Origin of the sequence: Rhodococcus sp. WMMA185, from assembly GCF_001767395.1 — a bacterium.
Lineage (GTDB): Bacteria > Actinomycetota > Actinomycetes > Mycobacteriales > Mycobacteriaceae > Rhodococcus_F.
Map to the genome: position 1 here is coordinate 1,958,698 of NZ_CP017014.1, position 13,110 is coordinate 1,971,807.

A 13,110-nucleotide genomic window follows, 5' to 3' on the forward strand; every position below is an offset into this window, starting at 1 on the left:
CGCACGAACGAGCCGGATGTGGCTTTACCAATGTACTAGTGCCACGCGAAGACCGGTTGATCGAAACAGTCGATCCGCGTGTGCCTGCCATGCATCGCTACCTCACGGAACTGATAGACCACGGCGCCGGTCGGCGCGTGCACGAGATGACGGCGAAAAGGCCATTGGATCACGGGTTTCGACGACTCGGGAATCTCCACGAAGCGGGGCTCCACATCGATCTCGGGCACCGTCACGGCGAAGACCTCCGAGACCTCGTCGCGGTTGGGCACCAATGCGGTGATTGGCGTGTCCGCCCACACGACGTAGGGCGTGATGACGTAACCCGACCGGGTGACGTAGTCGTCGAGCCGACCGAGCACCGCCGAAGACTCGACGTCGAGCCCGAGTTCCTCGTGCAGCTCCCGACGGGCGGCATCTTCCCCCGTCTCCCCCGGATCGACAGCCCCGCCCGGCAGCGCAAACTGTCCAGGGTGGGCGCGCATCCGACTCGATCTCATCGTCATGGGCACCGCCTGCCCACCTGATCCATCGGGCATCACAGCGATCACGACCGAAGCGGAGCGCCGGTTCGACACATCCGCGACGAACGGATCGAGCCGCGCAAGAGAGTCGGTGAGGTGGTCCCTGTCGAGTTCATGCCCGGTCACCATCACACGACATTAGCGCCCGGAGGACCGCCGGCCTCGAACCCGCGCTTCGACGCGTCGGTATGCCGCAGACATCAACCGGACAGACCGACCGGTCCTCTCGCACTTCCGCAGACCGAGGCCACCGTGTTTAACTGGTTTCAGCTGGAATGAAAGCTCACCGCGTCATCTGAGGGGCTGAACGGCCGTGACGATAGCCCAGCACGTCAGGCATCTTCTTCTCGTCTCGGTTCTCGCCGCGCTCTTCGTCACCGGCCTGGGTACGGCAGAATCGGCCACCTCTTCGAGCACCCCCGGGAAGATCCTCGCGCCGTCCGTTCTGCCCGCGAGCAATCAGGTCGTCGGTATCGCTCATCCGGTCATCATTCAATTCCCCGAGGCGGTCCGTGATCGCGCGCTCGCCGAGCGCGGCGTCGAGATCACACCCTCACAACCTACCGACGGGCGATTCTCGTGGATCGACGACCGGTCGGTGCGATGGACTCCAGATCAGTTCTGGCCCGCCAACACGCGCGTGACTGTCGCAGCGGCGGGTACGCGGTCGCAGTTCGAGGTGGGTGACGCCCTGGTCGCGGTGGCGAACCGGACGACACATCAGTTCACCGTCAGCATCAACGACCAAGTCGTGAGGACGATGCCGACGTCGATGGGCAAGCCCGGCTACGAGACACCTGTCGGCACGTTCCCGATCATCGAGCAATTCCGCGACATGATCATGGACTCATCAACGTACGGCGTCCCGATCGATTCACCAGAGGGCTACCGGATCTACGTCGAGTACGCGACTCGCATCACGTGGGGCGGGATCTTCGTACATGGCGCACCGTGGTCGGTCGACTCGCAGGGGTTCGAGAACGTCAGCCACGGCTGCATCAACCTCAGCAACGAGAACGCGCGGTGGTTCTACCAGAACGCCAAAATCGGCGACCCGGTCATCGTCAGGGGATGACGTGGCCGAACGAGAAGATTCCCAGCCTCATCCGGATCTCAGATGGTATAGGCCATGTCCGCCAATACCCGGCGACCAAGCTCGTCGTCGCCACGGATGGCAATTCGATCCCAGTGATCGACTGCTCGGGTGCGGCCGCCGCACAACCGCGTGAACACCGTGGAGGGCAGCCGGATCGTCACCGTTGACGGCCTGTCCGGTTTCTCCACCACGGCTCGGCTGTCAACGGCCACATGGACATCGGCGGTGATGGGCCCGACTAGCTCAAACGTCACGATCGAACCCCGCGGCGCCTTCGCACGCTCACCGATCACGTATCCCAGGCCGCCCTCGTCACGGATACCAGGCCCCGACGGCTCGAGTAGTTCGGTGAGGGCATATTCGGCCGCCTGGCCGGTCTCATCTCCGGCGATTCCGACGGCATCACGAATGTCATGTTCGTGAAACCAGCAGTCGAAGAGGCGAACTCGCATGAACCGGCCGTAAGGGAACGGCCCGCTCAGGGTCTCGGTGGGCGCATCGAAGTCCGACTGCGTCATGGCCTCGAGAACTCCGGCGCGATGAGCCGTAATCTCCCGATACTTCGCGAGGACCTGTTGCGAGGTACAGCCGCGAAACGCCGCGACCCACCGCTCGACGTGCAAACCAACCCGGTTGCGCACGTGCTCGAGCTGTGACAAGTCGTCTGCGGAGGCCGGAGTGTCGACCCCGCTGAGCATCAACTCGGTGCCCACGATATGGGCGACGACGTCCTGCACTCGCCACCCCGGTAGCGGCGTCGCTGACGCCCACTGCGCATCCGTGAGTTCTGGCAGCAGGGTACCGATGACCCTCCATTGCTCGATCAGCGCGGCGGTCAGCGGCTCCTTCGCTATCGCCTTCGATGCTCCCGTACCAGCCACCCCCGCCAGCGTACATTTCGACCGTCCTCGAGTGGATCTGCAGCCGGGAGCATTCAATCACCACCAGAGGTCCGAATCACCACCGACGCAACGTGTTCGAGCGCAAGCAACTCCCGTCGCAGTTTGTTCACGTGCGCCCTCGAGCATGCGGATCCGCAAGGCATCGAACGAGCGGGTGGGTCGCGCAGCGAATCGATCCACCGTCCTCGGTGTGGTTGCCGAACGGGATGGCATGCACGGTGATTCCCCGGGCTTCGAGTTCGCCTCTCACCATCGATCCGTCTTCGTCGTCGTTGTATCCGAGGATGTAGTTGTCCGGGTCGATCGGCAGTCCGTTGCACGCAAGCAGTCGGGCCTGTCGAGTGGTCACCTCGATCAGGTCCCACCCGTCCAACGCACTCGGGAGACCGTCTACGAACGCGCCCGGGCAGGCGATCGCGAGACCGTCCCGTGGGATCGAGAGGCAGACGTCGAGGTGCAGGAACTCGGGGCCGATCCTGACCTGCTCGACGTCGTAGCCTTGCGGCCCGAGAATCGTGGCCAGCCAGGCGACGCCGCGCGCGCTCGACCCCACCGTCGGGTTGAGTGTGGTCCCCGCCAGGATGGTCCTCCCGAGCACGAGTAGGTCGCCTCCTTCGAGCGCGGCGTGGTCGTTCTTGTCGTAGTCCCCGCTCGTCATCGAGGTGGCATCGACGACCGGCATCTGGAACCACTTCGCCCCCGAGCCTTCGACCCGCTCGGCAAACAACTTCCGGTATCCGAGAATCTCGGCACGGCGGAGGGGTGCTCCGGGCGCAAGTTCGATCACGTTGTCACCGACGACGAACATCGGATCTCGGCTGTAGGTCTGAATGAACCCGTTCACCAGCCATTCTTCGCCATAGTTTGCGACCACGAGTTCGCGGGTGACCTCGGTCGGCCGGTGCACCACTACCCCGAACCGTTCGAGGATCTCGATGAGCGCGTCGTTCTCGGTCTCGACGAGACGTGTCTTCGGTAGATCTGTCGACAGTCGACCCGACCGTTCCCACATCTTCTCCGCCTCGGCTTCGGGGAGCACGCCGACCCCCTCGGCCGCCCACCTCGCCTGGTCCATATCGGGGTAGAGCATGATCCCCCGCCCGACAATCACTTCCTTCAAGGTTCCGTACTCGTAGTCGACTGCGATGTCATCCATGTGCGCCCCCGGATTCGACCGTCTACGGTATCGCTCGTCCGTTAACGGTATCGCTGCTCACCACGTCCGAACTGCGGAAACGCGGGATTCGGACAGGTTCCGCGAATAGGCGCCCTCGGCACGAGGGCAGAATCGACGGCGCGAGAATTCGCCCCGCAATCTCGCCCGGAATTTGGTTCAGACTTGACGGCACGGGTGGTCGCGGTCAGCGCAGATGTGGCATGACGCTGGTGGCGAACAGCTCGAGCTGTTCTAGATCGCCCATATCGAGTAGCCACGCGTACACCCGCTGGATACCAAGTTCCGACAATGCGCCACAGCGATCGACGACCTGGCCGGGGGTGCCGACCAAGGGACTGATGTCGGTCACTCCCGGAATCAGCCGGCGCACTGGATCGGCACGCCTAGCGACCTCCTTGTCGTCGCGGCCGATACACAGCGCGAACACCGCCGAATAGACCATCGACTCGGCGGGACGGCCCGCCGCGGCCACCGCCTCGGCGACCCGCTGCAACTGCGCAGCGGCCGCATCGGGTTGCGCCAAGCCCGGCAGGTTGAACTCGCTGGCAAACTGCGCGGCGAGCGCTGGCGTACGCTTGGCCCCCATACCGCCGACGATGATCGGCGGATGGGGGCGCTGAAGTGGTTTCGGCAGCGCGGGACTATCGGCCAGTGTGTAGTAGGAGCCCCGGTAGTCGAACGTCTCACCGACAGGAGTGCTCCACAGACCGGTGAGGATCCCCAACTGCTCGGCGAGCCTGTCGAACCGCTCACCCAGGGTCGGGAACGGTATTCCGTACGCTCGGTGCTCGTCTTCCAGCCAGCCTGCGCCGATGCCGAGTTCGATGCGGCCAGTGCTCATTTCGTCGACCTGGGCGACCGTGATAGCAAGCGGACCCGGATAGCGAAACGTTATCGAGGTGACCATCGTGCCCAGTCGGATTCTCGTTGTTTCGCGGGCGAGGGCGCCGAGCGTGACCCAAGAATCGGTGGGCCCGGGCAGGCCCGCAACGCCTGGTGCAAGGTAGTGGTCTGATCGGAAGAACGCCGAGAATCCCAGATCCTCCGCGGCTCGTGCGACGGCTAGCTGATCGGCATAAGTAGCACCGAACTGGGGGTCGACAACAACGCGAAAGTCCACATCACCAACGTAGGACACACTCGCCTCGCTATGTGGAACAACGATCAGAAGTCAGCCGCATCTGCCCCAACTCTCAAAACGGCGGACCTATGACCGGGGTGCGCACCTGCTGCTCCGGCCAACCGGGGTCAGACCACTGGGTGTGTGAGCCCTGGCCCGGCGTGCGTTTGCCGACGGCCCGAACACCAGGGCTAACTGGACTCCTCCCATGCGTTCATCTCGAGGATTGCTCGAGACCCAAGGCGCGGAGATCAGCCCTCTGCGGCGAAAGCCAAGGTGCCGACATCGACGATGCTGCGGCCAACACAGCGCCCACCGACGAAGTGTTGACAGTTGCCCCGCCCGATCCGGGTGACGTTATCGGATCATCGCGGATCGTCCTCGGTGCCGATTTTCTGATCCCGCCGACGGGCAACGATGAGGTCATAACAGGGTGGGTGGCCGACCCTGCCTATCAGGATAGTTTCGTCCGGTCGGGCGGCCTTTTCTTGGTGGGCAATGGGCGGGCCAGGATTCGAGTGGACCTCACCCGCCAATCCAGGGGAGAGTACATCGAGCCGAAGATTCTGATCAACGGCGCGGTGCAGGAGACTGTCCGTCTCTACCCTGATGACACCTCGTCCTACAAGACGCTGTACCGAATCATCGAGCACGGGGACATCCTGACCGTGACCGGTAATCATCCGAGCGGCTCCGGGGGCCGCTTGGGGCTATACCCTCAGCGCAGGCTGTGAAATCGCAATGGGTCCCGACTAATACACCTCCGCGACTCCACCAGCATCGACCGACCCAGACCAGCATCGACCGACCCAGACCAGCATCGACCGACCCAGACCCCTGACATAACACACGGCCCGCCACCTCACCCCCCCCGGAGGTGGCGGGCCGTTTCGGCGTCTCAGGAGACGATCACATACGGGCGAGCAGGTCCGACTTCTTCGACTCGAACTCCTCGTCGCTCAACGCGCCCATCTCACGCAGCTCGGCGAGCTTCTTGATCTGCTCGGCAAGATCCGGTGCCGGCGCGGCCTGAATCACTGTCTGCGTCGGCGCTGATGCCGCAGAAGCATCGGCCTTCACACGGCGGAACGCCTGAATGAACGTTTCGGCGCGACCGTGCGCGACCTGCTTGATCTCCGCGCTCCGGCCTGAGATTGAGATGTTGATGGTCTCGCCACCCATCTTCTTCGAGTGTCCCAGCGATCCGATCGCGGAGAATTCGAACTCCTCAACCTGGGCGCCGAGGACCGACTTGTCGAAGAAGAACAGGCGCTGCGTTGTCAGTACCAGCATTCCTTGCTTGCCGTCGTATATGCCCTGGGCGAGTTCGACGACTCGTTCATCGATGTGGACGTACTGGGTGAGAGCGGATGCCTCCTGGAAGCCGAAGAAGCGCCCCATCTTTCCGAGACGTTCGAGTGCTTCCGTGACGCCGAGGTCGTCGACCTCTATCCCAGGGAGGGCTTGCAGGATCTCGGCGAGGATGGCGTGGTGCTTGTCGCCCGACATGTCGACAGACCAGTCGACGAGGGTTGCGGCGTCACTTTCGGGCCGGACGCCGGCGGAGACGGTGGCCGCCCACCGGTTCTTCATGATTGACCGCTTAGCGGTGCCGGTGATCGGGTTGCCGGGTGTGACATCCTGGCCGACCGCCTTCATTGCTTCGATGATCGCTTGGTGTGTCGCGTCGACTGGCGCGAGGACGCGAGTGGTTGATGTACGTACGATTCCCATGTCCGATTTCATACCAGATGGTCTGTGGGTACCGTCACCATGCCCCCTATTCAGCAGCGCAGTCACACCAGTGCGGAACCGTGACGCCACACGCCCCGTCCAACTGAGCATGGACGAAACGGCAGCATGGCACCTCGCGCTCTGAGAGTTGGAGATGTACCGGTGGCTGGCCGAGCAGGACGACCCGCCGAAATGGTGACACCGTCACCTCTGCTTTCCCTGGATACCTGGTCAGGACCTAGTCCGCCCTGGACAGGCGTTGATTGAAACGAATGTCCGGTATGTTCTTCGGGCACGGCCGCCTCCCGTGGCCGCTCCGCGCCTGGGGGTGCGGTCCCTACCGGAAGGGCACACCATTGATGACCACCATTGATCGGACGCGCTCACGCGTCGGATCGTCGCGAGTGTCGGCGGCACTCGGCGGTTCCGTTCTCGCCATAGCTGCACTCCTTACTACCGCTGTCGGGCAAGCGACCGCAGCTACTGTCACCGCTAGCATCCCAGTCGACCCGCGGCCAACCGGAGTGGCGATCACCCCTGATGGGTCCCGCGTCTACATCACCCACATGCACGAAGACAGCACGGTGTCGGTGATCGACACCACGACCAACACCGTCACCGCCTCCATCGACGTTGGCCTCGGCCCACTCGGGCTTGCGATCACCCCGGACGGATCCCGCGCTTACATCCCCATCTTCGCGGACAGTTCGGTGTCGGTGATCGACACCGCTACCAACACCATCACCACTACCATCCCCGTCGGCCCGACCCCGGCCTGGGTGGCGATCACCCCGGACGGGTCCCGTGCCTACATACCGAACCAGGCGGAGGACTTGGTGTCGGTGATCGATACCGCTACCAACACCATCACCGCTACCATCCCGGTCGGCCCGAGCCCGACTTGGGTGGCGATCACCCCGGACGGGTCCCGCGCCTACATACCGAACCAGGGGGACGACACGGTGTCGGTGATCGATACCGCTACGAACACCGTCACCTCTACCATCCCGGTCGGCCCGGGCGCGATCGGGGTGGAGATCACCCCGGACGGTTCCCGCGCCTACGTCACCAACGCCGATGACGACACGGTGTCGGTGCTCGATACCGCCACCAATACCGTCACCACTACCATTCCAGTCAGCGGCGAACCGGTCGGGGTGGCGATCACCCCGGACGGGTCCCGCGCCTACATCACCCAAAGGCGGGACGACACGGTGTCGGTGATCGATACCGCCACCAATACCGTCACCACTACCATCCCGGTCGGCGACGGACCGATCGAGGTGGAGATCACCCCAGACGGTTCCCGCGCCTACATCACCAACGAGACAGGCGACACAGTAACTGTGGTCGCGATTGAGGAGTCGTGATCCTGGGGACACTTCGCGGTAGCTGACAATCCCGTTAACACTGGGCGGCTGATCTAGAGCCAAATACTGCGATGCTCTGACGCAGGGAACCATGCTTCCTGCTCTGCCGAAGCAGAGTGCCCTCACTCCCTTGGCGAAAGTGGGGGCCATTCGTCGTCCAGGAGTGCGTCAGCCCGCGACGGCTCGGGCGCGGAGCCTTCGCACCGTCGCCTCGTTCTTCCCGATGTGCTCGGCGGTGGCGTAGTTGGGCAGGCCCTCGTCAGCGAACTCGGTGACGCGTCGTACCACTGCGTCGCGTCATCAGTCGAGTCGGAATCGTCGCGTCGGGTGGGTGTCGCGTCATCCTCGACTGCGACGGTCTTCGATGTCGCGTCACTCTTGGCTGCGCCATTGCGCGGCGTCGAATCGTCGGATTGTGCCGCGTGGCGCAGTTTGCTTGCCAGGTCGAGCGCAAACGGCACGCACAAGGCTGGTACCACCGTGACTGCTGCCTTCGCGAGACCGGGTACGGGTCCGGGTGTGAGTAGCGCATTCACCACGGCCGCGAGGATGGAGATTGCGGTGCCGGCGATCAGGAGTGTCCAGGCGTGTCGGCGGGAGTCCTCAAGTCGCAGCACTGCGCGCGCGGCGAGGATGGCCGGTCGTCGACGACGAAAGGCCATAGATAGGCTCCTGCGCCGTATCCGACCCGCGACGTGAGCTCAAACAGCTTCGAGTAGAACAGGGCGAATGCGATGACCGCGATCGTGTGCGCTATGTAGGCGTCGAGGTTGCGCTTCACTTCGCGCCCCCGATCCGTGCGGCGATGTTCGGGCGGCAGGTCGGGCAGGGGGTGTCGGCATCGAGCCAGCCGTTGTCGCAGTCGGTGCACGCGGTGCGGGACATCGCGGCGGCGGCCTGGAATCCGGGTGCGGGCAGCGCCTTCCAGCCTCGATCCAGGCGTTCACGAACTTCGCCGGGTCCATCGGCCGGTGCAGGGCTTTGGCGTGGGCGGCGAGGGCTTGGGTGCCGTGGACGTCGATCAGGCTGCTGATGGTGGCACGGTCGGCAGCCGAGAGGCGGTCGAAGCGTGCGGTGAGTCCGGCGGCCCAGACAGCGGATTCGAGTTCGTTGATCCTGTTGGTGGTTTCGTCGAGTTCGCCGCCGCCACTTGCAGCTGCTTGCGGTTCATTGATGGTTATTGACAGTTCGGCTGGCACCGGCGCAAGGGGTCCCCTGGCGTGGGTGCAAGGGGTCCCCCCGGCAGATTGCTGGGGGGTGGCAGATTGCGGGGGTTGTGGATAACTCCCTCCGACTTGATGATTCGGTACGAGTTTGTGCCGTATCCGGACTTGGCTTCGGTGCGGACGATCAAGCCGGTCGCTTCGAGCTTGCGGATCGTTCGGCGTGCGGTGTCGACCGAGCAGCGGGCGCGGACTGGACCTTCTTGGCCGACGGCCAGCTGACACCGTCGTCATTGAGTAGTCGGCTAGGCACAGCAGCACAAGCGTCTGAGTGGAGTCCTTCACGGGGGCCTCGTCGAGAACCCAGGTCATGAATCGGAAGCTCATCGGATCACCACCCGGACGCCGAGGGTCTCCCACTCGTGGGCGTCGAAGAAGAGGTTCGTCTCGATCAGCTGACGGATCAAGCCGCGAACGGCGGCGATCAGATCGGCATCGGATGGGGGTGCGGAGGTACGCGATTACGTCCTCGAAACGCTGTGCCATAGGGCTGCACGATGCTCGCAGCACGCACGTATGCACCCGAATCCTGATGTCTCTGCACTGCCCAGTAACTGTCTGTCGTCGACGATTACCTGGGATTACCGTGCCTATCCGAGAGCATCGGAGAATACAGAAAAGCCCTGGTAGAAACCATCTCTACCAGGGCTTTCTTTGGTCGGGCTGACAGGATTTGAACCTGCGACCACTTGACCCCCAGTCAAGTGCGCTACCAAGCTGCGCCACAGCCCGTCCACACCCTCGTTCGGGTGCCCGATGAGATTACATCAGCGGCTGTCGGTAACGCTAATCGACTGGTCAGAACAGGTTTCGCCGCATCAACGACTGCGTCGCTCTCGCTTTTCGCGCACACGCACCGAGATACGAACCGGGCTTCCGTCGAAGTTGAACTCTTCGCGTAGGCGGCGTTCGAGGAACCGTCGGTAGCCGGCCTCGAGGAACCCGGTTGTGAACAGCACGAACGTCGGAGGACGCGTGGCAGCCTGTGTAGCGAACATCACGCGAGGCAGTCGTCCGCCCCGCATCGGCGGCGGAGTCGCTGCCACGACTTCCTTGAGCCAAGTGTTCAACCTGCCGGTGGGGATGCGCTTGTCCCAGGATTCCAAGGCTGTGTCGAGAGCCGGTACCAACTTCTGCACCGCGCGACCAGTTTGAGCCGAGATGTTCACGCGTTGCGCCCAGGGAACCCGCACGAGATCGCGGTCTATTTCACGATCGAGTTGAAGCCTGCGGTCCTCGTCGACGAGATCCCACTTGTTGAACGCGATTACGAGAGACCGCCCTGCATCCGCCACCATGCTCAGCACACGCAAATCTTGCTCGGAGATCGGCTCGGACGCGTCGATCAGCAGTATCGCTACCTCTGCCGCCTCGATGGCGCTCCTCGTCCGAAGGGAAGCATAGAACTCGGCACCACTGGCGTGGCTGACTCGTTTCCGCAGACCCGCGGTGTCGACGAAACGCCACGGCCTACCACCGAGTTCCACGATGGAGTCGACGGGATCAACCGTGGTGCCCGCGATGTTGTGTACCACTGAACGTTCGCCGCCTGACAACTTGTTCAGCAGGCTGGACTTGCCGACGTTCGGCTTTCCGACCAGTGCCACCCGCCGCGGTCCGCCGCCGGGAATGCCCTCGCGTGGCGTCGCAGGGAGGGCCGCGAGGACCTCGTCGAGGAGATCGCCGGTGCCGCGGCCGTGTGTCGCGCTCACCGAGTGCGGCTGGCCCAGGCCCAGCGACCACAGCGCAGCAACCTCTGATTCGGTACGCCCGTCGTCAACCTTGTTGGCCACCAACAGAACCGGAGTCTTGGATCGACGCAACACCTTGGCGACGGCCTCGTCCGTGGCCGTCGCACCAACCACTGCATCGACGACAAGGAGGATCGCGTCGGCGGTCTGCATCGCCAGTTCTGCCTGACGCGCCACTGACTGTTGCAGACCCTTGGCATCTGGTTCCCAACCGCCGGTGTCCTGTACCAGGAATCGGCGCCCGCTCCAGTTCGCCTCGTAGGACACACGGTCCCGGGTGACCCCGGGAACGTCCTCGACTACGGCTTCGCGGCGGCCGATGATCCGGTTGACCAGAGTGGACTTGCCGACATTCGGCCGACCGACCACGGCGAGCGTGGGAACCGCGGCATGGGAATCTTCGTCGCCACCGTCCTCGAGGTCCAGGATCTCCCAATCCGATTCCTCGCTCCAGGTCCCGTCGGATACGAACTCGGTTGTGAATTGTTCGGTCACTGCCCTGCTCCAGTTCTCTCGCTTACCACCAGCAGCAACCTGCCGATCACGTCGTCGATGCCGAGTTCGCTGGTGTCGACCAGTGTGGAGTCCTCGGCCGGCCGCATGGGCGACACGGCACGCGTGGAATCGAGGTGGTCCCGACGTCGCACGTCAGCCAGTACGGCCGCATAGTCGTCGCCGCGGCCCTCCGCGAGATTCTGCATATTCCTGCGTCGTGCTCGAGCCTCCGCCGAAGCGGTCAAATAGATCTTCACGTCGGCATCCGGCAGAACGACCGTGCCGATGTCCCGACCCTCGACCACAATCCGCGTAGCTTCGCCTGCGAGACGACGCTGCGCTTCGACGAGCAGATCACGCACCGCCTTGACGGCGGAGACAGTCGAAACGGCGCCGGTCACCGCATCACCGCGGATCTCTTGCCTTACATCCTCGCCATCGAGCAGCACCTGTTCACCGGACGGATCCGTGCCGATCGACCACGGGAGTCCGGCGGTGGCGTCGGCGATCGCGGCAGGGTCGGACAGGTCTATGCCCTTACGCAGCACATGCAACGTCGCAACTCGGTACATCGCCCCGGTATCCAGGTAGCGCGCATCGAGTCGCTTCGCCAGCAAGCGAGACACGCTCGACTTGCCGGTCCCGGACGGACCGTCCATAGCAACGGCCAGCGGAGAAGTACTCACAGTCCCACCGCCCCGTACAACCCGCCGACCTCGCCGCGGCCGAGTACCCGAAGGGTTCCGGGACGCTGATCACCGAGTGCGACGGCGCCGATGTCGGTCCGCACGAGCCGGATCACCGGATGGCCCACGGCGTCGAACAGACGCCGCACGATGTGCTTGCGCCCTTCGTGGAGTGTCACGCGAACGAGCGACTTGCCTTCGTTGATGTCGAGCAACGTGAAGGTGTCGACCTTCGCCGGACCGTCATCGAGTTCGATGCCCTGCTTGAGTCGCTTGCCGACACCACGCTCGATAGCGCCGGACACGGTAGCCATGTAGGTCTTCGACACCTCGAACGACGGGTGCATCAACCGATGCGCCAGATCGCCATCGTTCGTAAGCAGCAGCAGTCCTTCGGTATCGGCGTCCAGACGACCGACATGGAACAGCCGCTGTCCCGCGGTGACCCGCTCGGAGACGATGTCGCCGACGCATGGGCGTCCCAGGTCGTCCGACATCGTGGACTGCCAACCCCGGGGCTTGTTCAACGCCAGGTGCACCAGGTCCTTCTGGACCACGACGCGAACGCCGTCCACACGGACTACTGCGTTCTCCGGATCTATACGCAATCCCTGCTCGATGACTATCCGGCCGTCGACCTCTACACGCCCCTGGGAAATCAGTTCCTCGGCCGCGCGGCGCGAAGCGACTCCGGCCTGGGCCAGTACCTTCTGCAAGCGCATTCCGTCGCCCTGCGGGGGGCCAGCGGGCCGATCCATGTCGGCGTACTGATTGCGGGCCGGCTTTGCGTTACTGATCTTCGGCGCCTGAACCTGGGTGCGTTGCGGCTTTGCAGACTTGGGCTTGCCGTGCTTGTTCTTGGCGGCCACGACGTCGGGCCTGCCGGATTTGCTCCTCGCTACATCGGACCGGGCCGACCGCTGAGCGGACTCCGACCGATCGGTCCGCTTAGCGGTCTCCGACCTGGTTGGGCGCTGCTTCACAGTTTTGCGGTCCGGTGTGCCATCTCGGCGAGCGGGCTTCTTCACTATT

13 protein-coding genes and 1 tRNA gene are annotated in these 13,110 nt (G+C 63.9%); 4 read left to right on the forward strand and 10 right to left on the reverse strand.

What is annotated here, in order from left to right; all coding sequences use genetic code 11:
• Window positions 1-35: 35 nt before the first annotated feature.
• A complete protein-coding gene (locus tag BFN03_RS08650) occupies window positions 36-653 on the reverse strand; it encodes an NUDIX hydrolase (RefSeq protein ID WP_070378676.1) in 618 nt (205 codons plus the stop codon).
• A gap of 184 nt (window positions 654-837) precedes the next feature.
• Here BFN03_RS08650 and BFN03_RS08655 point away from each other — a divergent pair, with 184 nt between their 5' ends.
• Window positions 838-1,599: a L,D-transpeptidase gene (locus BFN03_RS08655; protein ID WP_070378677.1), complete on the forward strand. Its 762-nt coding sequence runs from the start codon at window positions 838-840 to the stop codon at window positions 1,597-1,599.
• 38 nt (window positions 1,600-1,637) lie between these two features.
• Here the strand turns inward: BFN03_RS08655 and BFN03_RS08660 are convergent, their stop codons facing one another.
• The 3 genes from BFN03_RS08660 to BFN03_RS08670 form a co-directional block, all read right to left on the reverse strand.
• A complete protein-coding gene (locus BFN03_RS08660; RefSeq protein WP_232320473.1) occupies window positions 1,638-2,501 on the reverse strand; it encodes a maleylpyruvate isomerase family mycothiol-dependent enzyme in 864 nt (287 codons plus the stop codon).
• A 127-nt stretch (window positions 2,502-2,628) separates the two neighbouring features.
• Window positions 2,629-3,678, reverse strand: coding sequence for a dimethylarginine dimethylaminohydrolase family protein (locus BFN03_RS08665; RefSeq protein ID WP_070378678.1), 1,050 nt, complete (start codon window positions 3,676-3,678; stop codon window positions 2,629-2,631).
• Window positions 3,679-3,883: 205 nt separating this feature from the next.
• A complete protein-coding gene (locus BFN03_RS08670; protein WP_070380746.1) occupies window positions 3,884-4,819 on the reverse strand; it encodes an LLM class F420-dependent oxidoreductase in 936 nt (311 codons plus the stop codon).
• 326 nt (window positions 4,820-5,145) lie between these two features.
• Here BFN03_RS08670 and BFN03_RS08675 point away from each other — a divergent pair, with 326 nt between their 5' ends.
• Window positions 5,146-5,553 carry a hypothetical protein gene (locus tag BFN03_RS08675; protein ID WP_157109581.1) on the forward strand — a complete coding sequence of 136 codons (408 nt, stop codon included), beginning with the start codon at window positions 5,146-5,148 and terminating at the stop codon, window positions 5,551-5,553.
• Window positions 5,554-5,728: 175 nt separating this feature from the next.
• Here the strand turns inward: BFN03_RS08675 and BFN03_RS08680 are convergent, their stop codons facing one another.
• Window positions 5,729-6,553 (reverse strand): PH domain-containing protein, encoded by an 825-nt coding sequence (locus BFN03_RS08680; protein WP_070378680.1) that lies wholly within the window; start codon window positions 6,551-6,553, stop codon window positions 5,729-5,731.
• Window positions 6,554-6,912: 359 nt separating this feature from the next.
• Here BFN03_RS08680 and BFN03_RS08685 point away from each other — a divergent pair, with 359 nt between their 5' ends.
• Entirely contained in the window at window positions 6,913-7,923 is a 1,011-nt protein-coding gene (locus BFN03_RS08685) for a beta-propeller fold lactonase family protein (protein ID WP_070380747.1), read from the forward strand.
• Window positions 7,924-8,045: 122 nt separating this feature from the next.
• Here BFN03_RS08685 and BFN03_RS20410 read toward each other — a convergent pair whose 3' ends face one another.
• The gene (locus BFN03_RS20410) at window positions 8,046-8,585 is read right to left on the reverse strand and encodes a hypothetical protein (RefSeq protein ID WP_157109582.1); all 540 of its coding nucleotides are present in this window, start codon (window positions 8,583-8,585) and stop codon (window positions 8,046-8,048) included.
• A 246-nt stretch (window positions 8,586-8,831) separates the two neighbouring features.
• On the opposite strand from BFN03_RS20410, the gene BFN03_RS08695 reads away from it, so the two are divergent.
• Window positions 8,832-9,107, forward strand: a complete 276-nt coding sequence (locus tag BFN03_RS08695) for a hypothetical protein (RefSeq protein ID WP_198163434.1) — start codon at window positions 8,832-8,834, stop codon at window positions 9,105-9,107.
• A gap of 694 nt (window positions 9,108-9,801) precedes the next feature.
• Here BFN03_RS08695 and BFN03_RS08700 read toward each other — a convergent pair.
• The 4 genes from BFN03_RS08700 to BFN03_RS08715 form a co-directional block, all read right to left on the reverse strand.
• Window positions 9,802-9,878: transfer RNA gene (locus tag BFN03_RS08700), tRNA-Pro, on the reverse strand.
• An 86-nt stretch (window positions 9,879-9,964) separates the two neighbouring features.
• Entirely contained in the window at window positions 9,965-11,392 is a 1,428-nt protein-coding gene (der, locus tag BFN03_RS08705) for a ribosome biogenesis GTPase Der (protein WP_070378683.1), read from the reverse strand.
• Window positions 11,389-12,078, reverse strand: a complete 690-nt coding sequence (cmk, locus tag BFN03_RS08710) for a (d)CMP kinase (protein WP_084385554.1) — start codon at window positions 12,076-12,078, stop codon at window positions 11,389-11,391. The genes der and cmk overlap by 4 nt, the downstream gene beginning before the upstream one ends.
• The gene (locus BFN03_RS08715; RefSeq protein ID WP_084385555.1) at window positions 12,075-13,106 is read right to left on the reverse strand and encodes a pseudouridine synthase; all 1,032 of its coding nucleotides are present in this window, start codon (window positions 13,104-13,106) and stop codon (window positions 12,075-12,077) included. Before BFN03_RS08715 ends, cmk begins: the two co-directional genes overlap by 4 nt.
• Window positions 13,107-13,110: the final 4 nt, after the last annotated feature.

What these genes read in the sequence shown, in the direction of transcription:
- BFN03_RS08685 (WP_070380747.1), top strand. Translation starts at nt 6,913, where the DNA reads ATGACCACCATTGATCGGACGCGCTCACGCGTCGGATCGTCGCGAGTG.
- BFN03_RS20410 (WP_157109582.1), bottom strand. Translation starts at nt 8,585, where the DNA reads ATGGCCTTTCGTCGTCGACGACCGGCCATCCTCGCCGCGCGCGCAGTG.
- BFN03_RS08650 (WP_070378676.1), bottom strand. Translation starts at nt 653, where the DNA reads ATGGTGACCGGGCATGAACTCGACAGGGACCACCTCACCGACTCTCTT.
- BFN03_RS08680 (WP_070378680.1), bottom strand. Translation starts at nt 6,553, where the DNA reads ATGGGAATCGTACGTACATCAACCACTCGCGTCCTCGCGCCAGTCGAC.
- BFN03_RS08665 (WP_070378678.1), bottom strand. Translation starts at nt 3,678, where the DNA reads ATGGATGACATCGCAGTCGACTACGAGTACGGAACCTTGAAGGAAGTG.